This is a genomic window from Streptomyces sp. NPDC002835, assembly GCF_053591995.1.
This window is the reverse complement of the sequence record NZ_JBSFUW010000033.1, coordinates 15,344-36,632: the sequence shown is the minus strand read 5'-3', so window position 1 is coordinate 36,632 and position 21,289 is coordinate 15,344. Positions and strand designations below refer to the sequence as shown.

Here is a 21,289-nt window from a genome sequence, read left to right as displayed (position 1 = left end):
ACGGCCGGTTCACACACCCCTCTTGTGCGCCCGTGCCGACCGTCCGTCGACGTGCTGTGCGATCGGGCTGTTGCCGCGTGGCGGAGGATGGTGCCCATGCACGCTCTTTTCGATCGTCCGGAGCCCCGTCGCGTGTCGCCGGGCGAGTACCCCATGTGGGACCGGGCTCTCGCTCTCCTCAACCGGGACCTGGCGGTGACCCTTCCCGAGCAGGAACCCCTGCGACTGCTGGCCCTTCCGCCCTGCGAGGCGGACGATCAGGAGAACGTCTACGTCGCACTTGGCAAGGGCGAGTGGCACGGCAATTGCCTGCACCCGGACTGGGCGGACGACCCTGCCTCCGCGCTGGCGATGGTGGCTGAAGCAGCGCAGGAGACCGTCACCGAGGGTCTGTGGCAGGCATGGCCTCTGTGCGCCGAGCATGGTGTGGGCATGCACCCGCGGGATGCGGGCGGGCAGCTGTCCTGGTGGTGCGCGGGAGAGCGGTTGCGTCGCGGCCCGGCTCATATCCGTGCGGCCGTGGGCGCGCTCGACACCTTCGTCGGCCGCCCACGTCGCCCCAACCGCAAGAAGCGGCGGGCTGGTTGAAGTCCGCTGCGCCACGGTCGTTGAACGCGACGTGAAGAGGGCCGTGCGGGTTGAGTGCCATCGCACCGGAGGGGCCGGGCTAGAAGGGTGGCTGCCAGCCGCCCCAGTGCGGCTCGTGGCCGGGCGGGGGCCAGGATCCCGTTTCACCTGCATGGGGCCACAGCCGGCCCACCCATTCACACTCCGGGATCGCGCCTTCCCAGTCGTCGGTGCACCGATCGGCCCGGGTCCGGCCCACCATGACCGGCCGGGTCACCATGCCGCCGGCGACCCCCTGCACCCGCACCACCAGGCCGAGCCCGTTTACTCCAGGGTTCCCCCGCGGACCGTAGGACACGTCCAGCACCCCGCACGCGTCGGCGTGCAAGAGGAACTGCTCCAGATCGGCCGGGACGCAGGCGGTCAACTCCCGTCCCCAGAGCGTCACCTGGGGTCCGTGAACCGCGTCGGTCGCAACGCAGAACAACCGGCCGTCGACGAAGTAGGAGTACACGGCAGGCTCCGCAGGCCCTGTGCCGAACTCCACGCCGACGGTCTCCCGAAACGAGGGGTCGGCCTCGAACCGACGTAGCTCGGTCATGCCCGGCAGCACTGCGGCGACCTCGGCAATACGCATGCCGAAACACAACGGCCCGACGCTTTCCAGCGGCATCAGCTTCCAGGACAACCGTGCCGACCCCTTCACGGCGGCAAGAATCACGGCTTCCACGTCCCGATGCGGTCCACGCGGCGCAGCTGCTGCTGCGCGGCGGGGACGTCGAGGGCCTTGCCGCGTGCCGTGAGGTGGTCGGCGACGGCGGTGCGGTGTTCGACGGGCTTGTGGTCGTCGTACTTGAACTTGGCCCGTACGTCGGTGACCTCCAGGCGCAGGCCGCGGATGCCGGGCAGCATCCGGCCGTACGGGGGCTGATCGACGGTGACGGGGGCGTGGTCGCCGTCGGGCTGGAAGTGGGCGAGCTGGCGGCGCAGCAGCTCGGCCTTGGCCTCGGGGTCGTCGACGATGTGGGCGCGGCAGGTGAACTGGACGGCGGTGTAGTAGCTGGTGGGGACGCCGTCGGTGGGCGGGGTGTCGGGCCTGGCGCGCCAGGGGCCGGGGATGAAGGCGTAGTCGCCGAAGACGGTGAACTGGACGTTCGGGTCGTGCTCGATCGCGTGCCAGACCGGGTTGGGGCGGGCGAGATGGATCAGGAGGTGGCCGGGGTCGCCGGTGAAGTGGGTGGGGACGGCGACGGGCGCCCGGCCGGGCAGGCCGTTGACGCTCAGGAGGCCGAAGTCGTGGCCCTCGGCGATCCAGGTCTGCCACTCGGCTTCGTTCAGGCCGGCGTCCCAGGGCTGGATGAACATGCGGGTCTCCTTGCGGTGGCGCGGCAGTACGGGCGGTTCAGGTGAGGGCGAGGAGGCTGACGGCGACGGCGGCCGTGCCCAGGCCGACGAGCTGGCCGCGGTGGATGCGTTCGGCGAGCACGGTGCGGGCGAGCAGGACGGTGCCGGCCGGGTAGAGCGCGGTGATCACCGCGACGACGGCGAGGTCTCCGCTGCGTGCGGCGAGCAGGAACAGCAGATTCGCCACCGAATCCAGCACACCCGCGGTGGCCGACATCGTGTACGCGGGCTTCTCGGCGCCCAGTTTGCGGTACATCACCCCGGCCGCGGCCAGGGTAACGGCAGAGGAGACCGCCCGGCCCACGATCAGCGGACCCACGCCGCTGTCGGACGGCGCCTGGTGCAGGAAAACCAGCTGCAGGGCGATCGCGGCGCCCGCGCCGAGGGCCAGCAGCAGCGCGGTACGGGACGGGCGGGCCGATCCGGCGCCGTGGCCGGCACTGATCAGTACGACCGCGGCCAGGGCGAGTGGCAGGCCCACGAGCCCGGCGATGCCCAGGTGCTCGCCCTGGAGCAGCCCCACGCTCACCGGGAGCATGGCGGACACCAGGGCGGTGACGGGCGAGAGTACGTTCATCGGGCCGATCGCCAGGGTGCGGTAGAGCAGGGCGAACGCGGCGGCGGACGCGACCCCGGACGCGGCGCCCCAGGCGAGGGTGGCGGCGCTGAAGGAGGCGCCGAGGAGCGGCCACAGCAGCAGTTCGACCGCGAGCGAGGCCGGGGCCGCGATCATCACGGTGCGCAGTACATGGGCCTTGCGGGCGCCGAGGCCGCCGAGGAAGTCGGCGCATCCGTAGGCGAGGGAGCTCCCCAGGGCCAGCAGCAGAGCGATCACGGTACGTACATCCCTTACTATTCAGTGGAACGACTAAACCGTACATTGAACCGACCGTGGCGTGTCAACCAAACGACCGACCGGTGCACTGAAGTGGTCCACTTGCGAGGAAGGCGATCGGATGGCCGAGTCAGAGGAAGCTCTGCGGACGCTCGCGCACAACGTCAGGGCGGCCCGCAACCGCGCCGGCCTGTCCCTGGACGAGCTCGGCCGGCGCGCCAAGGTCAGCAAGGGCGCCCTGGTCGGACTGGAGAAGGCGCAGGGCAACCCGAACTTCGCGACCCTGGTCCGGCTGGCCGACACCCTCGGCGTCTCCGTGTCCGCGCTGATGGAAGGCCCCGCCGAAGGCCGCGTACGCATCGTGACCGCTGACGCCGTCACGCCTCTGTGGACCGGACCGGAGGGCAGTGAGGCCCGGCTCATGCTGACGACCACGGGCCAGGCCCCGGTCGAGGTCTGGCGCTGGAAACTCGAACCGGACGAGGAGTACCCCAGCCACCCGCACCAGGCGGGCGTCGTCGAAACCGTCTCCGTCACCTCCGGCCGCATGACCCTGGTCGTCGACGGCACCGAGCACCCCGTCGAAGCCGGCCAGACCGCTGCCTTCGACGGCGACGCCCCCCACACCTACCGCGGCGCCGGAACCGGGACCTGCCACCTGATCATGACCGTCCACATCCCGCCGGGCCCGGCCTCAATGGGCTGAGGAGGTGATCGTCTCCGTTCACAGCTCCAGGTTGTTGCGGACGAGCCGGAATGCGGCCGCTGGGTCCGCGGCACGGGTGACCGTCCGGCCCACGACAACGTGTGACGCACCATCGGCTACGGCAGCACCCGGCGTGCCGGTCCGGGCGTGCTCACTTGGGAACTCACCAGGAAGCACGACTCCCGGCGTGACGATCAGGGCACTGGATCCCAACAGACCACGCAGTGGCCCTGCTTCCCGCGGTGATGCGATCACGCCATGGCAACCAGCGCCTTGTGCCAGCCGGGCCAGCCGCAACACCTGCTCCTCGGTCGAGGCTGAGCCGGTGACGCCGATGTCAGCGAGATCGGAGCTCGTCATGCTGGTGACGACGGTCAGAGCCAACACGCGAAGGCGTGGAAAGTCACGGGCCGCAGCGACAGCGGCGCACATGATGCCGGTGCCGCCCATGCTGTGGACGGTCACCATGGAGACACCCAGAGCGCCGGCGACGCGGACCGCGCCGGCCACAGAATTCGGGATCTCGAAGAGCTTCAGGTCCAGGAAGACCTCCTTGCCCTTGGCCACGAGCTCCTCGATCAGGTCCGGCCCGGCCGCTGTGAGCAGTTCCAATCCGACCTTGTAAAAGCCGCACTCCTCACCAATCCGGTCGACGACTTCGTCAGCCGCTCGGCGGTTGTCGAAATCCAGAGCGACGATGATGCGATTGGTTGGTTCCACGGCGTCAATTGTCACCGACGCGGCGTTGGAGGCATCACTGTGTCTGACCGGGATTTGGCTCCGCCCGTGCGTGGCCGTCGCCGTTCGGCCGGCCGGCGTGTCCACGTCCAGGGCCAGGCCGGTGCCGGCTTCGGTGGAGGTGTCACCCGGCGGTGGGCCACGCGGCGTTGTTGAGGTGGAGAACCGCCTGTGCTGCTGACGCAGCCGCGCCGAAAGGGAGTTGTCCCCATGAAGAGGATGAACAGGGCTGGCGCCGTCTTCACGGACTCCCAGTTCGCCTGCCTCCAGTCGCGGACGGCGAGCCTCATGTCCGCGCACACCCGGTCCTACCAGTACGAGTTCGCCGACCGTCACGCCATGGACTATCTGAACCTGCCGATCAGTTTCCCGATCGGCGCCCCGCACGGTTCGGAGATCAGGTACGTCTTCGGCAGCGTCTCGGGCACGCCCGCCCAGAACGCCCTGGCGGACAGGATGCTCGGCTACTGGACCAACTTCGCGAAGACGGGCGTTCCGTACGCGGCGGACGCTCCGCGATGGAACCTCTTCCCGAAGGTCCAGACCCTGGCCCCTGAGGGGATCACCGGGGGGAGGACCTTCCCCCAGGACCACAAGTGCGACCTGTGGGACCGGCCCGCCTCCTGACGGCGCCCGTCGTCTGATGGCGCAACGGCGCTGACGGCACAACGGCCCCGACGGCCCGGCGTCCTTGACCCGGCTTGCCGCACGGCAAACGGTGTTCACGGGCGCCGGGACCGTCATCCCTACGTCAGATCCTGCGTCTCCACTACTCGAAGAACTTCAGGCTCCAGCCCGTGTCGGTGTTCGGACCGGGGACGTTGGCGCGGCTGTAGGCGGTGTCGCCCCACCAGGCGAAGGTGCCGGTGTACCAGTACCGGTTCTCCCACGCGTACGGCGTCCCCTTCGCGACCGCGTGGAACATCAGGGGAAACCTCGGGCCGGCGGGCGGGCTCGTACCGATGTCACCGTCGAGCAGGACGAAACTGTGGTGACCGAGGCCGTTGACGTGCAGCGTCGGGTGCCAGCCCCGCATCATCGTCGCGGAGTTGGAGCCGAACAGGCAGCCGTTGGACTTGTACCAGTCCCACACGTGTGTCGGGTCGCCACCGGCGCGCAGCCGCAGGTCGGCCAGACAGTACTGCTCGCTCCAGCTGCCGTTGGCGGAGTAGACGATGTGCAGTTGGCCGTTCGGGTCCTTGATCGCCTCAGGGGGCTCGTTGATGAACGGGTGGCCGACCAGCCGCTCCCAGCTCTCGCGCGGCTGCGAGATGACGTACCGTGCGCCGGTCGGCGTGGTGGGGCTGCTCATCCGGGCGATGTAGAGGTTCTGTTCGACATCGGTGTCGCCTGCCCAGCCCGACCAGACGAACCAGCGCTGCCCGTTGAAGGTGAACAGGGTCCCGTCGATGGCCCACTTGTCGTCGGGGAGAGCGAGCTTCGTCTCGGCCGTGTATCCACGGTCGGGACTGGCGGAGCTGATCACGTACATGCGGTGGGCCGCACCACGGCCGGCCGCGAAGTAGATGTAGTAACGGCCGCCGTCGCGCACGCCGCGCATTCAGTCGGACGCCGGGCGTGGGCCGAGTTCGCCGTGGAGGAGCGCGGTGCCCAACGGGGTGAGGGTGTGGATCACTTGGGCGCGGGCGCGTTGGCTGTGCGCGAGGTTGGCCTCTCGCAGAGCGGTGATGTGTTCGCTCGCCGAGGAGGCGGAGATCTTCAGGCGCAGGGCGAGCTCTCCCGTGGTTGCGGTGGTGTCCAGGGCCGCCAGCACCCGTGCGCGGGTCCGGCCCAGCAGAGCGGCCAGCGCCTTGGGATGGCGGTCCCGGGTGACCCCCGGCGCCCAGGACGGGGGATGGGCCACGGGGTAGGCGAGGACCTGGGGCAGGCCGGGGTCGGCCAGGGCGATGGGCATGCCCCAGCAGAAGTGGGAGGGAATCAGCCGCAGGCCGCGTCCGCCCAGGTACAGGTCCCGGTCCTCGGGATAGCGCACGTGCAGTACGGGCGGCCGCCAGTCCATCAGGGGCCGGAAGGAGTCCAGCAGCCCGTGGACGCCGCGGTCGCGCAGGACGCGGGTCCGCAGGCCCCGGTCGGCCTCGGTGGTCATGGCGGCCCCGGTCCAGCCGGGCGCGATGATCGCGCGGTGCACGAGCCGGAACGCCGTCGCCACCTCCTCCATCCGGTCCCGTTCGCCACCGGCCAGCCCACGGGCCCAGTGGGGGAGCGGGTGGGTGCCGGCCAGCCGGTGCATCTCCTGGCGCACCTGTGTTCCAGGAGTGGCGTGCAGGGCGTCGAGCGCGGCTCCCAGGCCGTCGGCCGAGGCGTCGGGAGTGAGGAAGTCGGGCCAGTAGCCCGCGGTCGCCGGAGCCAGGGTGGAGAGCATCCTGACCGGGCCGGCCAGGTGCTCCTCGGCCAGCCTGGCGCGGGCGCCGCGCCGCCAGTGCGCGAAGACGGGCAGGCCCCGTTGTGGCGTGGCCAGCTGGTGGAGGCCCAGCAGGGTCTCCCAGACCGGGTCGGGTTCCCGGGCCAGACGGACACGGGCCAGATCCGCGTCCGTGAAATGAATGCGCAGCACCTTGTCTCCCCCTGTGGTCGATCGGGACCGGACGCGTTTTCCGGTCATTCCTTCCGGGGACCGCGCCGGGTGGTCCGGTCGCGGTCTCGGCCGGGATGCGGTCAGCGTGCGTCCCGCCTCGGCCCGGGCGGGCAGCTCGCCGCGACGCGCCCGCCCGAGGCCGCTTCGGTCGATGGCGCAGTCGGCTGTCGCCGTCGCTGCCTCGTCGCTGCGGCAGGGCATGAGGAGCTCGGAAGCGGTGGCCGTCGGCCCGCACCCGGCCGGGCCACGTGCCGTCCGGTCCCGTCACGGTCGCGAAGCGTCGTCCCTGGTCCCGGTCGCCGGACCCGCTGCGCGCGTCGGTCTTCGAGGCGGCGGTGCGTCGCCCCTGCCCCCTCCGCCGGCACGGCCCCGACGGCGCCAAAGCCCGCCGGCGGCCCGGCTGTCACGGTCGAGGTCACCGACGCGGTGACGAAGAGGCCGTCGCACGGAAGGCAGCCGACGGGCAGCGGACGGCCCACGGCGGTACGCGGGCGTGCCTCGGTTCACCCGTCCCCCATTCCCTGATCCAGCGCGTGTGCGGCCGTCCCCGCCCGCCCCGGTGGTCAGCCCGGGTCGGCGGAGCGGCACACACAGCGTCACACGGCGAAATCACGTCTGCCAGGCAGGCGGCGATGAGAAAATGGGCGTGATCGATGCAGCGGCCGCTATGGCCGCAGGTGGAGGATGTCTGCCGTGCCCGAGTCGGTGGGATCAGCGGAGCCGAGTATCCATCAGCTGCGTCTTTTCCTGGCATTGAGCGAGGAGCTGCACTTCGGCAGGGCGGCGGCGCGGCTGTTCATGACCCAGTCGGCGCTGAGCCGCCAGATCCAGGATCTGGAGAAGCGGCTGGGCGTCCTGCTGTTCGCCAGGGACAGCCGCACGGTCCATCTCACCGACGCGGGCAGCGCCCTGACGGTGGAGGCGCGCGCCACAGTGGAGGCGATGGGACTGCTGCGCGTCCGCGCCGGTCAGTGGGCCCGTACGCTCACCGGGCACGTGGTGGTCGGGACGATCGGCGCGGAGGCGGCGATGCCCTACACCAGCGCGATTCTGGAGCGGCTCGGCGACCTCCACCCCGGGATCACCGTCGAGGTGCACAGTCTCAACTTCACCGAGCATCTGAACCAGTTGCTCTCCGGCGACGTCGATGTGGCGTTCCTCCGGCCTCCCGTGCCGCCGGCCATCGAGCTGCTGGAACTGGCGACCGAACCCAGGGTCGCCTGTCTCGCGGCCGGCGACCCTTTGGCGGCCCGGTCCGAGATCTGCCTCGCCGACCTCGCCGACCGGGTCTTCATGGACGTCCCGCCGGAAGTCCCCAGGGTGTGGTGGGACTTCTGGGCGGTGGACCCCCGTCCGGACGGCACTCGTGTGCGCTACGGCCCCGTCGTCTCCGACATGGAGGGGCTGCTGCTGTCCGTGGCCCGGGGCGAGGGAATGTGTTTCCTGCCCGCGGCGGCCCGGGACTTCTTCCCCCGCCCGGGGGTGCGTTATGTCGACGTGGTCGACCTGTCCCCGTCCGTGTCGGCCCTCGGCTGGCCGGCCCAGCGCCGTCTCCGGCCGGGCGTACAGGCGGTACGGGAGGCCGCGGCCGCCGTCATGGCCGCGCCCGGCTGGGAACGCGTGCTGTCCCCCTGAGCGGGCGGAGTGTCCGCCGTCCGTCCGGGGGCGTACGAGGGGGCAGGTCCCGTGCACAGCACCGGGACCTGCCCCATGGCGCGGTCAGCAGTTGCGGAGGGACCAGACGGGCGTCCAGTCCTGGGCGTATACGCCGTTGTCGGCGGGGACGATCTTCCGGATGGAGCCGTCCCTGTTTGTAGAGGTACGCGGCAGCACCGCCGGTCTGGCTGTTCTGGACCTCGCCGAAGCCGTTCCAGTTCGACATCCAGTACCGGTTGCAGGAGTAGAGGAAGAAGACCTTGAAAATCCCCGCGGACGGATCGTAGACGGCGGTGCACAGGTTGCCCGTACTGCAGAAGACGCCACTGCCCGGAGCTACATGAATGTGCGTAAGCACGTTCTGAGCGCTCTGGCCGGAGCCGCCGCCCTCGCAGGCGTGATGATCACCGCTCCGCCCGCCAACGCCGAGCCCAACCCGCCCGGCTGCCCGAAGGGATACTTCTGCGCCTACTCCGAGCCGAACCAGGGCGGAACCCTGCTGATGAAGACGGCCGGTGACTGGTCCGGCGAGATCCATCACGTCGGCTCCGTGTTCCACAACGGCTACGTCTTCCCCAGCGCCGATCACATCGACTGAGCTACGGCTACACGACCTCGGTCCGCCGTATCTGCCTGCACTGGAACCCCGGTCCGGGACAGTACAAAGCCAACATCATCTACGCCACGATCGGGACGGTGAAGTGGCGGGGCGAATGCTGAGCGGTCCCTGCGAGCTCTGTCAGCCGCCCGCCCCGCAGCGATGAGCCGGCCGGGCAGCCGCTGGACCCGAGCCGGCGGTGACGGCGCGGGAGCCGCGAGCTCCCAAGCCGTCACCGCCGGCTCGCCGGACCCCATGAGGGCGCCGTCCGGCGGCCGCGCGGGGAGCCGGTCCGTTCCGCCGGCACATCGACCGGCGTCTGTCGACATGTTGCTATGATGCGCTGCTCAGCCGTACCCGCGTCGCGTCCCATGCCGCTCGGGCACCAGACCGGGGGCGGCGCCCCCGAAACCGGAACGAGGACCCATGCCGCAGCGCGCCGCGACCATCGTCGGCGGCGGGATCGGCGGCCTCGCGGCGGCCGTCGCCCTGCACCGCCGCGGCTGGCACGTCGAGGTGCTGGAACGGGCCCCCGAGTTCACCGAGATCGGCGCCGGCATCTCCCTGTGGCCGAACGCACTGCACGCCCTCGAGGCGCTCGGCCTGGCCGACGCCGTCCGGGCACTCGGCGCCGTCGAGGCCACCGGCGGCGTACGCGACCGCCGGGGCCGCTGGCTCTCCCGCACGGACAACGCCGAGCTGGAGCGCCGCTTCGGCCATCCCCTGGTCGTCCTGCACCGCGCGGACCTGCTCCGGGTGCTCACCGAGGCACTGCCCGCCGGCAGCCTGCGATCGGGCTGTGAGGTGTCCGCGGTCCGCGACGGCGGACACCGCCCGGCCGTCGACCACCGTGGGGGCGAGTCCCGGCCCGACCTCGTGGTCGGCGCCGACGGGCTGCGCAGCACGGTCCGCCGCGCCCTGTGGCCGGACGCGGCCGGCCCCCGGTACGCCGGCTACACCGCTTGGCGCATGGTCACCGAGTCCCTCGCCGAACCGCTTCCTGAGGGCGCGGTGACCTGGGGCCGGGGGGAGAGGTTCGGCTGCACGGCGCTGCCCGGCGGGCGGATGTACTGCTTCGCGACCGCGTCGCTGCCCGCGGGAGCGGCCACGGGCTCGTCCGAGTACGCCGAACTGCTGCGCCGGTTCGGGACCTGGCCGGACCCCGTCCCTGCCCTGCTCTCCGCCGTCCCGGCGGACGCGGTCCTCCGGCACGACCTGTACGAACTGCCGCCGCTGCCCTCCTATGCCCACGGCCGGGTCGCGCTGCTGGGCGACGCGGCCCATGCCATGACCCCCAATCTGGGCCAGGGCGCATGCCAGGCCCTCGAGGACGCGGTCACCCTCGCCCACTGCCTCGACGGCACCCCGGACGTGGCCGCCGCGCTCCGCTCGTACGACCTGCTGCGCCGCCCGAGGACCCAGGCCGTCACGCGCCGCTCCGCCCGGCTCGGCGAAGTCGGCCAGCTGTCGTGGCCGCCCGCGGTGCTGCTGCGCGACACCGTCGCCCGGCTGACGCCGTCGCGGGCGACGCTGCGTGCCATGACGCCCGTGCTCGGCTGGACCGCGCCCGGCGACCGGGCCACCACGACGGGAAGAGAAGGCGACTGATGCCGGACTGGACGTATCACCCGCTGCGCGGCCCGGCCGCTGCCGTCCTCGGCCGGCGCCGTTCGCAGCGAACCGCACTGCGGCTGCTGGCCTCGATCGGCTCCCGTCCCGCCGGCGCGCGGCTGATCGCCCGGGGGTTCGGCCACCGCCATCCGCCACAGCGGCTCGCCGGCGAGATCGCCGGCGTCCCCGTGACCGTCCGCCTCGGCATATCCGTCCCGCCCTCGCTCGCCCGCGAAGCGGTACGCGCCATGCCCCCGCTCGGCGCCGGTGTCGTCGAGGTGGCGCCCGTCTCGGCGGCCGACGCGGAGACCGTACGCGAGGCCGCCGCCGGCCGCTCGATCCCGCTGGTCGTCCGCACCTGCGACGCGGAGGCCGAGGCAGCCCTCGCGCCCCATGTCGACGGGTTCACCCGCGGCGACGACCCGCACATAATCCACGCGTCCGAGCCGTCGGTCACCGCCGCGGCCGCCGCGCTCGAGGAACCGGGCGCCGTCGTCCTCGCCCGGCCCCGGGTGCTCGTCGCCGCCGGACCCGGCTGGTTCCAGCGGGTCACCGAGGCAGCCACGCCCACCGCGCCCGCTCCGGCGCTGCGGGACGTCGGCCGCGATCCCCGCCGCTGGCCCGCCTGGTGGTGGGCGCTGCTCGTCGGGCTCGGGATGACGGTCGCCGGACTCGGCGCCGCGGCGATCACCCTCGGACCGGTGCTGCTCTGGTACGACCGGGACTACCTCGGCATGACGCTGCACGAACTGCATGCCGCCAACCACCACCTCGTGCCCTTCCTCCAGCACGACCGGATCACCATGGCCGGCACGATGGTGGCGATCGGCGCCCTCTACACCGGCCTCGCCGTGGGTGGGATCAGACGAGGCTGGCCCTGGGCCCGCGAGGTGTATCTGCTCTCTGGGGCGATCGGCTTCCCCACCCTGTTCTACTTCCTGGCCACCGGCTTCGTGGAAGTCCTGCACACGGCCACCGCCCTCGTGCTGTTCCCGATGTTCGTGGCCGGAGTCCGCCGGGTCCCGCACGCACCCCGGTGGCGCCTGGCGCCCGAGGGGCCGGAGCGGGAGCGCCGACGGGCGCTGGCCGGCCAGCTGATGCTGATCGTCACGGGAGTGGGGCTGTTCGTCGGCGGAGCGGTGATCTCGGTGGTCGGCCTGACCGGTGTCTTCGTCCCGACCGACCTGGCCTTCCTGGGCGCCGACACACAGACGCTGGAATCCGTGAACCCGCGGCTCGTGCCGTTCGTCGCCCACGACCGGGCCGGGTTCGGCGGCGCGCTGATGGCCGCGGCGGTGGCCATCGTCCTGCTCAGCGCGTGGGGCTGGCGGCGAGGCGAGGCCTGGGTGTTCTGGACCCTGGCCGCGGCGGGGGCCGCCGGCTTCCTGCCGGTCGTCGTGGTGCACGGCGCGATCCACTACACCGACTTCATCCACCTCGCGCCGGTCTACCTCGGCATCGTCATGACCACCACCGGCCTGCTGCTCGCGCGTCCGTACCTCGCCGCCAAGACGCCGACGAGCCCGAGGGGCTGACCGGGCCGCCCCTGCCGAGCGCTCCACCATGGCGGACCCGCTGCGCAGCGGGCCCGTGGCCCACTCCACGTCCGTCACGTCCGTCGGGTGCCGGGCCCCTTTCCGAACCGGAATGCGCCAAATAAACCCGACCACCGATTCGGGACTCCTGTTCGAAATGCATCTCTCGACGCCGGAAAGACCGCTATTCATCGCGTTCGGCAGAACCGGATTTGCGCCTGGTATGCGCTGGCGCACAAATTCCGCGACGTACGCCTGGCCGGGGAACTTCGCCACCCCTTTTCGCAACCACGAGCTCGTTGGTTCCCCACGACTTCCATCTCACCGAGGGAATGTAACTGACGTGCCCCTGCCCCCATTTGGAATCGAGGAGGCACGGGAGGCGAACAGAAGGGAATCCACAATGGCCAACGGCAACTGTGTGACGCTCAGCTGCTGCTGTCAGCCCACCACCGTGTGCATCATGTCCACCCAGACACGGGAAATCCACATCATTTCGAACCAGGCCAACGAGACCGGCGGCCAGACCGACCCGGCGTGGACCTGGAGTCTGGAGTCGGACCAGTCCACCTGGTACCCGATGTATCACGCGCCGCCGAACACGCGCTGGACCCTGCGGGACACCGACACGGACCCGTCCCGGCAGGCGCACTGGGTGACCCCCCACCCGAACAACGGCACGGCCACCACCAACCGTCCCGGCGAAGGGCCCAGCCTGGCGCCGGTGCCGATCGACTGGATCGCCAAGGTGCCGTTCGAGATCCCGCCGGCCGCGGACCTCGCCTCGCTCCGCTTCCGGGCGACGGTCCTCGGCGCCGACCAGCAACTCCTGGACTACCGGCTCAACGACGGCGCGTGGATCCCCGCCAACACCGGGACCGACGCCGCCGGAAACTTCCAGCCGCCACCGTTCACCTTCTCCGCGCAGGTGCTTCCCGGGGCGAGGGCGGGAACCAACGAATTCTTCATGAGAATCCGCGAGACGGTCATCGGGCCCTCGGCCGGGCTCATGGCACACCTGATCGTCACCTACCAGGTCCCCGGGAACGAACAGCGCTCCTGGACCCGCATGGTCTGCTGCGACGACTCCGTGTACTACATCGACGAGGACGGACAGCGGCAGGAGACGCTCCCGGAGTCCTTCAGGATCGTCCCGTGCGGGTCGAACCCGACCCCGCTCGTGCTGCGCGACGACAACGGCCCGTTCCTGCGACATGTGTCCTACGGAACCAACGGCGAAGTCATCGTCCGCGACACCGACCTCGACGGCGCGCCGTACAACCCGAGCGGCACGGTCCGCGTCAGCGGCATCTAGTCGTTGACCACTCCGTCGTAGCCTGCTGCGTGTCCGGGGGCGACGACCTGCTGGTGCCACGCATGTGGCGGGTCGGTATCGACGGCCAGCCCTACCTCCTCGTGTAACTCGCGACGTAGCGCGGCAAGGGGCGTCTCGCCGCGCTCGACACCGCCACCGGGAGCCGCCCACACGACCACCGTGCCGGTCGGCTTGGGTACGGCGAAGCGGCACACCAGGATACGGTCGCCCTCATCGAGGACGACCGCGCGGACAGTGACGCAGGTTCAACGAGGACATTCCGGCAGGCTATACATCTACCGGAGATCTGCACGATCCCTTGGAATCGATCATCTAGACTAGGCAGTGTCTGATGGCTCTTGCCCGGGGTGGTGGATCTCTTGTCGTTCCGGGCATGAGTCGGTCATGGTGCGCCGGCATGAGGTGACGAATGCTCAGTGGGAACGCATAGCCCCGCTGCTGCCGGAGACCGGCGGGCCGGGTGGGCGGTGGGCCGACCACCGCACGGTCGTCAACGGAGTTCTCTACCGGACACGGACCGGCATTCCCTGGCGTGACCTGCCCGAGCGCTACGGATCCTGACAGACCGTCTACGAACGCCACCGCCGCTGGTCGGCCGACGGCACCTGGTCGAAGATCCTGCGAGCGTTACAAGCCGGCGCCGATGCCACCGCCCAGGACGAGGACGGCTCGTGGGCGGTCAACGCCGACTCCACCACCTGCCGGGCCCACCAGCACGCGGCCGGGGCCCGGCACCGCCCGCCGGCCGACCACCCCGAAAAGGGGGTGGCATACGTGTGGACCCAGAGGGACGCGAGGCTCTGGGACGCTCCTGGGGCGGGCTGACCAGCAAGGTCCACCTGCTGGCCGATGACCGCTGCCGGCCTCTGGTCTGGCTGACCTCGCCCGGCCGGCGCGGGGACAGCCCGATGTTCATCCCGCTCATGCAGGCATTGAGTGTGGCCCGCACCGGCACCGGACGTCCCCGCACCCGCCCGGACCGGGCCCGTGGCGACAAGGCGTACTCCAGCCGTGCCAACCGCGTCTACCTGCGTAAACGCGGAATCAAAGCAACGATTGCCCAGCCGGACGACCAGCGCGCGAAGCGCCGCCGCCGCGGACGGGCCGGCGGCCGCCCGCCGTCCTTCGACAGCGAGCAGTACCGCCGGCGCAACACCGTCGAACGCTGCATCGGGAAACTGAAGCAGCACCGGGCCGTCGCGACTCGGTACGACAAACGCGACTACATCTTCAACGGCACACTGGCCACCGCGGCCATCGTGATCTGGCTCCGCGACCTCATCAAAGAGCCATCAGACACTGCCTAGAGCTCGAGACGTTAGATCGTGATCTTCATACTGTGAGGGCTTGCCGTCGGTAATGGCAGGCCCGTGCTCGGGCTTGGTGGCGCCGCCAATCGGACCAGCCGAGTCTGTGGCTGGGGCGTGAGTGGGGCGGGCTACCAGACGGGCGTACAGGTGCTGGATCTTGTTGCAGGCCAGGGCTGTCGGCTTGTCCGGGGCGGGGTGCTGGGAGCTTTCACGCGCGGCGGTGACGGCGAGGGAGGCGTGCGCGAGCATGGCCAGGGTGACTCAGCGACGCCGGCCGGTGAAGCGGCGGACCCGGTGCTGGGACCAGTACGGCCAGGCCCTTTCCTGCCTGGAGCGTCTCCTTCACCGTTCAGCGACGCCCGGCGCATCGCATCAGCGTGGTCAGCAGGGCCGGGGCCGGTGAGTAGCAGCGGTGGAAGGCGAATTCGCCGGTTGATCGGGTGCGGCGGGTCAGCAGTCGGCGGTGCCTGGCCGTGGGCCAGCAATGTCGGCCAGGGTCAAGGCCAACGCGCAGCGGCGCTGCCCCGTGGCGCCGAATCCGGCCGACAGCGTCTGCCAGGCCCGTTCGGCAGCTTCTTGACCAGCGAGTCGGCGGGCATCCCGGCGGCCTCGCCGCGGGACGGGTCGTCGGTTCAGGAGCGCGGCACATACCGTCCCGGTCGGTGCCCGCGTGCCCGGCCCGCAGACGAGTGGATCAGGCAGACGGCGACCGGGGAGTGCTCAATGCCCCAGCGGTGCCGGTGTATTGACGCTGAACGCCGACCATGTGCGCGCCCTTCTTCAGGTCGCCCGGTCTCGTTGGCCACCAGCACCGCGTCCGGTCGGCCAGGTGCTCCAAGACGTGGTCGCGGCGGTCGATGCGTACTGCGTCGGCGTCCCACTCGGCCGGGGACAGCAGGTGGTGCAGTCCGTGCGGTTGGTGTGTCCGGCCCGCTCGGCGAGCATCCAGCAGTTCTCGCGTGCGGCAGATCCGACCGCAGGTCCAGGATGAAGTCCTAGGCCTGAACTGCAAGCGATCGAGAGCGAGTTCGGGCCACGGTGTTGGGCCGACTGCTAGGTTGGCCGTTCGAACCTGTTGTCGATGGAGAGGTGGCGGTGTGACTGACCCCGAGAGAGCAGACCGCCTGGCGCACAGCCGCAGAAGTCTGCTTACCGGCGGCATCAAACTGGCCGCGGGGGCGGCGGTGGCTCGCTGCTCGCAGCAAGTCCAGCGCATGCCATAGTGCCTGATTCACCGAAGTTCTATCTCCCGGGGGCTGGCGGCAATCCGGTCTGGCGCAAGACGCTCCATCAACCCTACTGGGCCATGCAGTCGTTCGCCTACGACAGTGCCAACGGCCACATCTACTTCGCTCAGCACAAGGTGGGCAGCGACACCGGTGATCTGTGGCTGAGTAAGACGAACCTGTCCGGCAACGTGCTGAGCACGATGGCCATCCACGGCTTCGGCCACGGCTCGTCGATGGGCGTGGAGGCGGCCGGTGCGGGCAACTCGCCCTACATATGGATCGAAAGCCATGCGGTCAACGACGCCGGTACCCGGATCGCCCGCTTCCGTTGGATCGACGGCGGAACATTGGAGACGACGGCCTCCTCCATCTACAACCGAACCCCTACGGTCTCCAGCTTCGCCCACAGCCCGCGGCCGGCGATCGACCCGCACTACAACCGCGTGCTCTTCCGCTACCACTCAGGGCGCGCCACCCGCCCGTGGCGCATCGTCGTCTTCACCCTCGCCGACGCCGTGGCCGGGCGATTGAGCGACGGCTACCGTCTGACCGAGCGGGCGATCCCGACCAACCAGGAACTGGGCCTGAGCGACACCGACTACTTCCAAGGCATCACGTCCTGCGGTCGCTACGCATATCTCCTCTTCGGCGGCCCGAACCGCTCCTCCTACCTCGTCACTCTCGACCTGAACGACACCGGGTCGAGCTATGTCGAGAAGTTCCTCACGAACGCCGGCGAGTCTCTCCCCGGCCGCGAGGCCCAGGGAATCGCCATCTGGCGGGTCAACGGAGCGCCCAGGCTCGCCTTTGGCTACTCCTCGAAGATCACATCGACTGACCCGGATTCCTTCGAGTCCAGCGTCTTCTACAAGAGTGAGTTCTCCGCCTGACCGATGGGTGGGGTGAGCGCCCGGCATCCGTAGGGATGCCGGGCGGCACAACGAGATACACACCCTCACCCAGCCGGTGCGCAACGCCGTCCACCGGCTCGACTGATCGTTTTGGCGACGCCCCCTCGCCGCTGCCGCACCCTGCCGCTACCAAGGGCAAACCACCGCACCGGTGAGATCACGATCTACGGCTGGAGTACCGGCCTGCGCGTTGCACCGGTATTCGGTCCGGTCGCCCCCATCCCCAGCGCTTGGCACGTCCCGGTCGACATCTACACCACCGCAGTGGCGGCACTGCGCACGGCCCGCGCCGCTGCCCGGGAGATCGCCTGGCTGCACCGCCGAGACCCGCCGCAGGGGAGACCGGCCTTCCCCGCGGACGGACGCGGCCTGCCTGGCCCGGTTCCGGACCTCGACGCCACCCTGATCCCGGACCGGAGACTGTCTTTCCGATTCTGAGCGGCGGCGGTCGAAAGCGGTTCCCGGCCGGAGCGGCGTCCCAGCGCGGCGGGTCGGGCCGGGGGACCGGGGGCGGACAGGGGCCCGCCTTGACCTCAAGGACGGTCGAGGTTCTACGTTCTCTTCCATGAGCATGGAAACCACAGCGTGGACACAGTTGCACAGCGTCATGAACGCGCAGGAAGAGCGCCGCCCCTTCGCGAGGGAGACCCTGCGTCGCATCGGCGCCTTCGCCCGCCCGCACCGCCGCCGCCTGGCCCTGTTCGTTCTGCTCGGCACCGCGACGGCGCTGCTCGCAGTGGCCACGCCGGTCCTGGCCGGACGGGTAGTGGACACGATCGTGTCGGACGGGGACGAGAGCACGGTCGTCCGGCTGGCCCTGCTCATCGCGCTGATCGCGGTGGCGGAGGCGGCACTCGGCATCCTCGGCCGGAGACTCTCGGCGAGGCTGGGTGAGGAACTCATCCTCGACCTGCGGACCGCGGTCTTCGACCACGTACAGCGGATGCCGGTCGCGTTCTTCACCCGCACCCGGACGGGAGCGCTCGTCTCCCGTCTCAACAACGACGTCATCGGCGCCCAGCGGGCCTTCGGCAATACCCTGTCCACCGTGGTGAGCAACCTGGTCACGCTGGTCCTCACGCTCGCGGTGATGCTCACCCTGTCCTGGCGGATCACCCTCCTCGCACTCGTCCTGCTGCCGGTGTTCGTCATTCCCGCCCGGCGCATGGGCAGCCGCATGGCACGCATGCAGCGCGAGGCCGCCACGCTCAACGCGGCCATGGGCACCCGTATGACCGAGCGGTTCTCCGCCCCCGGGGCCACGCTGGTCAAGCTCTTCGGCCGTCCCGAGGAGGAGTCGGAGCAGTTCGCGGAGCGCGCCCGCCGGGTACGGGACATCGGCGTCCGCACCGCCACGGCCCAGACCGTGTTCATCACCGCCCTGACCCTGGTCTCCGCCCTCGCCCTGGCTCTCGTCTACGGTCTCGGCGGCTGGTACTCGCTGCGCGGCGCCCTCGAGCCGGGCGCGGTCGTGTCGCTGGCGCTGCTGCTGACCCGCCTGTACGCGCCGCTCACCTCACTGGCCGGGGCGCGGGTGGAAGTGATGAGCGCGCTGGTCAGCTTCGAGCGGGTCTTCGAGATCCTGGACCTGAAGCCCCTCATCGAGGAGAAGCCGGACGCGCGTACGGTTCCCGGCGGCCCGGTGTCCGTCGAGTTCGACGACGTCCGCTTCGGCTACCCGTCCGCCGACAAGGTCTCCCTCGCCTCGCTGGAGGAAGTGGCCTCCCTCGACACCAGGGGCGGCGACGAGGTGCTGCACGGCATCTCCTTCCGCGCGGAACCCGGGCAGACCGTCGCGCTCGTCGGCTCCTCGGGCGCCGGCAAGTCGACCGTCGCACAGCTGCTGCCGCGCCTCTACGACGTCGACGCGGGCGCCGTGCGACTGGGCGGCGTCGACGTCAGGGACCTGAGCACCACCTCGGTGCGCGACACCATCGGCATGGTCACCCAGGACGGTCACCTCTTCCACGACAGCGTCCGCGCCAACCTGCTCCTGGCCCGACCGGACGCGGACGAATCCGACCTGTGGGACGCCCTGCGCCGCGCCCGCCTGGAGGACCTCGTACGGTCCCTGCCCGCCGGCCTGGACACGGTGGTCGGAGAACGCGGCTACCGGCTCTCCGGCGGCGAACGCCAGCGCATGACCATCGCACGCCTGCTGCTGGCCCGGCAGCGCGTCGTCATCCTGGACGAGGCGACCGCCCACCTCGACAACACCTCGGAGGCCGCCGTCCAGGAGGCGCTCGCCGAGGCACTGGAGGGCAGGACGGCAGTGGTCATCGCGCACCGGCTGTCCACCGTCCGGGCCGCGGACCTCATCCTGGTCGTCGAGTCCGGACGGATCGTGGAACGCGGCACCCACGAGGAACTCCTGACGGCCGACGGCCGCTACGCCGAGCTGTACCGCACCCAGTTCGAACGCCAGCCGGCGCACAGCGCGGAGGGGGCGCCCGTCGTGGCATAGGGCGCTGCCGGTGCGCGGCGACCGGTCCCGGGGCCGGCCGCCGCGCACGGTGCAGTGGTGGGCTGGAGCACGCGGCCCCGTCCGCCTGTCGGACGCAAGTGCGAGCGGGCTCCGGCCGTGATCGCGTACCCGGCGGCCCAGGGACCGGTGCATGATCCGCACCCGGAGTGGCACCCGGTCACGGAGAGACGGCAGCCCACCACGAAAGGAAGCGGTTCGCGATGACGACAGGCCCGATCCCGACGCTCAAGAAGATCTCCGAATCCGACCAGACCGTCGCGGCACCCGAGCAGGACGTCCGCGGCCGAAAGGTGGTCAACAGGGCAGGGGACGAACTCGGCAAGATCGGCGACCTCCTGATCGACGAGGAGGAGCGCAAGGTCCGCTTCCTGCTGGTGGAACACGGAGGGTTCCTCGGCATGGGGGAGAAGAAGACGTTCATCCCCGTCGACGCCGTCACCCACGTCGCCGACGAGTACGTCCAGATCGACTCGTCGCAGGAGCAGGTCACCAAGGCTCCCGAGTACGACCCCGAACTCGCGGACCAGTCGGGCTACTACGACAGCGTGTACACCCACTACGGCTTCCCGCCGTTCTGGGGCCCCGGCTACATGTACCCGCCGTTCCCGTACTTCCGCTGACGGGCGTGGCCGTCACCGGCCGGGACGCGGTGCTCCGGCGCCCCGGCCGAGCGCCGGGCCGCAGGAGCTCGCCACGACAACCCCGGTCCACGCCCGCTCCCGCAGCGGACCTGCGCGACGCTCATAGGCGGTCCGCTGGACGGGCTGACCCTAGGCGTCCCGGCGTCGGTCCCGGGTCTCGGGGAGTTGCTGGAAGCCGGCTGCCTCGTAGGTGGCGACGGCGCCGACATTGGCGCTCGGGGTGCAGACGGTCGCGCTCGACGAGCCCAGCTCCTGGAGTGAGGCCGCCGCGGCGAGGCTGACCGCTTTGCCGTAACCGTGACCGCGATGTTCCCGGTGCACGCCCATCGGCTCCAGCAGCCCGGGCTTCCCCGGACCGGCCGACCACACCGTCACCGCCGCGACCGCGTTGCCCTCCTGGTCGTCGTACGCGACCAGACACCGGGCGTCGGCGTACGGCAATCCGGCCGCCATCGCGTGCCAGTGCCCGTCCGTGAACGTCGACCTGTCGAACGAAGCCCGCTGCAAGGCGGCCCGTACGTGCGCCTGTTCCGGCCCGATCACCTCGATCCGCACACCTGGGTCCTCCACCGGCTCCGTGAGGTCGCGGCGCAGCGGCGTCCACGGCTCGTCGGTGTTCCAGTCGTCCTCGAACAGCAGATCTTGGACCAGTGAGCCCGGCGGCGCGTCGACGCACACCTTTCCCTCTGCCAGTACACCGCGCGCCGGCTCGGTCACGTCATCGATCAGCTCCCGCGCCAACTCCTCGTCCCGCTGGGCGCCTGGCGCGATCGTCAGCCGCAACAGCCCGGGACCGTCCAGCAGCCCGACGGCGAGAATCTGTCCGTCCCGGCTCCAGGTGCGGACCGCCGCGGCCGTCGCCTCTGCGCCGAACCGCCAGAACCAGCCCAGATCCCCCGGATGCAGTTGCATCGGCGCCCCGTCGTACTGCCACTCCCGCAGCACGCCCACAGCCTCGCCCAGCTCGTCGACTCCCGGCTTGCCCAGCACAATCGTCATACCGCAGATCAGACACCGCCGCGACGGCAAGCCGCACCTGGTTTTCGGCCGGCCGGTGTGGCGGGGAGCTGGGGTTCGGGAAGGGCGCACGAGGCCGCTTTTGTGCGGGATGGCGGCCGGTGTGCCGGCGGA

At 70.7% G+C, this 21,289-nt stretch carries 18 protein-coding genes and 3 pseudogenes; 12 read left to right on the top strand and 9 right to left on the bottom strand.

The genetic code is table 11. The features are described 5' to 3' along the window. The first annotated feature begins 96 nt into the window (after positions 1-96). Complete coding sequence (locus ACWD01_RS28300; protein ID WP_451165628.1) at positions 97-588, top strand: hypothetical protein; 492 nt, start codon at positions 97-99, stop codon at positions 586-588. 79 nt (positions 589-667) lie between these two features. On the opposite strand, the gene ACWD01_RS28295 is transcribed toward ACWD01_RS28300, so the two are convergent. The 3 genes from ACWD01_RS28295 to ACWD01_RS28285 are packed head-to-tail and all read right to left on the bottom strand — an operon-like array spanning position 668 to position 2,806. Continuing rightward, on the bottom strand, positions 668-1,297 hold the full coding sequence (locus tag ACWD01_RS28295) for a hypothetical protein (protein ID WP_451165627.1): 630 nt from the start codon (positions 1,295-1,297) through the stop codon (positions 668-670). Beyond that, entirely contained in the window at positions 1,285-1,932 is a 648-nt protein-coding gene (locus ACWD01_RS28290; RefSeq protein ID WP_451165626.1) for an FMN-binding negative transcriptional regulator, read from the bottom strand. Before ACWD01_RS28290 ends, ACWD01_RS28295 begins: the two co-directional genes overlap by 13 nt. Before the next feature lie 37 nt (positions 1,933-1,969). Beyond that, positions 1,970-2,806: an EamA family transporter gene (locus ACWD01_RS28285; protein WP_451165625.1), complete on the bottom strand. Its 837-nt coding sequence runs from the start codon at positions 2,804-2,806 to the stop codon at positions 1,970-1,972. A 121-nt stretch (positions 2,807-2,927) separates the two neighbouring features. On the opposite strand from ACWD01_RS28285, the gene ACWD01_RS28280 reads away from it, so the two are divergent. Then, positions 2,928-3,512: a helix-turn-helix domain-containing protein gene (locus ACWD01_RS28280; RefSeq protein ID WP_451165624.1), complete on the top strand. Its 585-nt coding sequence runs from the start codon at positions 2,928-2,930 to the stop codon at positions 3,510-3,512. An 18-nt stretch (positions 3,513-3,530) separates the two neighbouring features. On the opposite strand, the gene pyrF is transcribed toward ACWD01_RS28280, so the two are convergent. Further along, positions 3,531-4,232, bottom strand: a complete 702-nt coding sequence (gene pyrF / locus ACWD01_RS28275; RefSeq protein WP_451165623.1) for an orotidine-5'-phosphate decarboxylase — start codon at positions 4,230-4,232, stop codon at positions 3,531-3,533. Positions 4,233-4,460: 228 nt separating this feature from the next. On the opposite strand from pyrF, the gene ACWD01_RS28270 reads away from it, so the two are divergent. Next, positions 4,461-4,877, top strand: a complete 417-nt coding sequence (locus tag ACWD01_RS28270; RefSeq protein WP_451165622.1) for a carboxylesterase family protein — start codon at positions 4,461-4,463, stop codon at positions 4,875-4,877. A gap of 142 nt (positions 4,878-5,019) precedes the next feature. Here the strand turns inward: ACWD01_RS28270 and ACWD01_RS28265 are convergent. Together ACWD01_RS28265 and ACWD01_RS28260 are read right to left on the bottom strand one after the other, a co-directional pair. Beyond that, a pseudogene (locus ACWD01_RS28265) lies at positions 5,020-5,802 on the bottom strand (family 43 glycosylhydrolase); the annotation flags it as partial. A 9-nt stretch (positions 5,803-5,811) separates the two neighbouring features. After that, positions 5,812-6,825, bottom strand: coding sequence for a winged helix-turn-helix domain-containing protein (locus ACWD01_RS28260; protein WP_451165621.1), 1,014 nt, complete (start codon positions 6,823-6,825; stop codon positions 5,812-5,814). Positions 6,826-7,530: 705 nt separating this feature from the next. Here ACWD01_RS28260 and ACWD01_RS28255 point away from each other — a divergent pair. The 5 genes from ACWD01_RS28255 (at position 7,531) to ACWD01_RS28235 (ending at position 13,561) form a co-directional block, all read left to right on the top strand. Then, a complete protein-coding gene (locus ACWD01_RS28255) occupies positions 7,531-8,481 on the top strand; it encodes a LysR family transcriptional regulator (RefSeq protein WP_451165620.1) in 951 nt (316 codons plus the stop codon). Positions 8,482-8,842: 361 nt separating this feature from the next. Continuing rightward, positions 8,843-9,100, top strand: coding sequence for a peptidase inhibitor family I36 protein (locus tag ACWD01_RS28250; RefSeq protein WP_451165619.1), 258 nt, complete (start codon positions 8,843-8,845; stop codon positions 9,098-9,100). A gap of 426 nt (positions 9,101-9,526) precedes the next feature. Next, positions 9,527-10,708, top strand: a complete 1,182-nt coding sequence (locus ACWD01_RS28245; protein ID WP_451165618.1) for an FAD-dependent monooxygenase — start codon at positions 9,527-9,529, stop codon at positions 10,706-10,708. Then, entirely contained in the window at positions 10,708-12,246 is a 1,539-nt protein-coding gene (locus tag ACWD01_RS28240) for a hypothetical protein (RefSeq protein WP_451165617.1), read from the top strand. The genes ACWD01_RS28245 and ACWD01_RS28240 overlap by 1 nt, the downstream gene beginning before the upstream one ends. A gap of 463 nt (positions 12,247-12,709) precedes the next feature. After that, positions 12,710-13,561 (top strand): hypothetical protein, encoded by an 852-nt coding sequence (locus ACWD01_RS28235; RefSeq protein WP_451165616.1) that lies wholly within the window; start codon positions 12,710-12,712, stop codon positions 13,559-13,561. On the opposite strand, the gene ACWD01_RS28230 is transcribed toward ACWD01_RS28235, so the two are convergent. Next, the gene (locus ACWD01_RS28230) at positions 13,558-13,776 is read right to left on the bottom strand and encodes an NUDIX domain-containing protein (RefSeq protein ID WP_451165615.1); all 219 of its coding nucleotides are present in this window, start codon (positions 13,774-13,776) and stop codon (positions 13,558-13,560) included. The two genes, ACWD01_RS28235 and ACWD01_RS28230, sit on opposite strands and share 4 nt — an antisense overlap. A 190-nt stretch (positions 13,777-13,966) precedes the next feature. Here ACWD01_RS28230 and ACWD01_RS28225 point away from each other — a divergent pair. Continuing rightward, a pseudogene (locus ACWD01_RS28225) lies at positions 13,967-14,889 on the top strand (IS5 family transposase). Between the two features lie 721 nt (positions 14,890-15,610). Here the strand turns inward: ACWD01_RS28225 and ACWD01_RS28220 are convergent. Further along, positions 15,611-15,805: pseudogene (locus tag ACWD01_RS28220) on the bottom strand (transposase); the annotation flags it as partial. A 393-nt stretch (positions 15,806-16,198) separates the two neighbouring features. Between ACWD01_RS28220 and ACWD01_RS28215 the strand changes: the two are divergent. From ACWD01_RS28215 to ACWD01_RS28205, 3 genes are all read left to right on the top strand, one after another. Continuing rightward, complete coding sequence (locus ACWD01_RS28215) at positions 16,199-17,011, top strand: phage baseplate protein (protein ID WP_451165614.1); 813 nt, start codon at positions 16,199-16,201, stop codon at positions 17,009-17,011. A gap of 592 nt (positions 17,012-17,603) precedes the next feature. Continuing rightward, a complete protein-coding gene (locus ACWD01_RS28210; RefSeq protein ID WP_451165673.1) occupies positions 17,604-19,496 on the top strand; it encodes an ABC transporter ATP-binding protein in 1,893 nt (630 codons plus the stop codon). 221 nt (positions 19,497-19,717) lie between these two features. Beyond that, positions 19,718-20,137: a PRC-barrel domain-containing protein gene (locus ACWD01_RS28205; RefSeq protein ID WP_451165613.1), complete on the top strand. Its 420-nt coding sequence runs from the start codon at positions 19,718-19,720 to the stop codon at positions 20,135-20,137. Between the two features lie 150 nt (positions 20,138-20,287). On the opposite strand, the gene ACWD01_RS28200 is transcribed toward ACWD01_RS28205, so the two are convergent. After that, complete coding sequence (locus tag ACWD01_RS28200; RefSeq protein ID WP_451165612.1) at positions 20,288-21,157, bottom strand: GNAT family N-acetyltransferase; 870 nt, start codon at positions 21,155-21,157, stop codon at positions 20,288-20,290. Between the last annotated feature and the right edge of the window lie 132 nt (positions 21,158-21,289).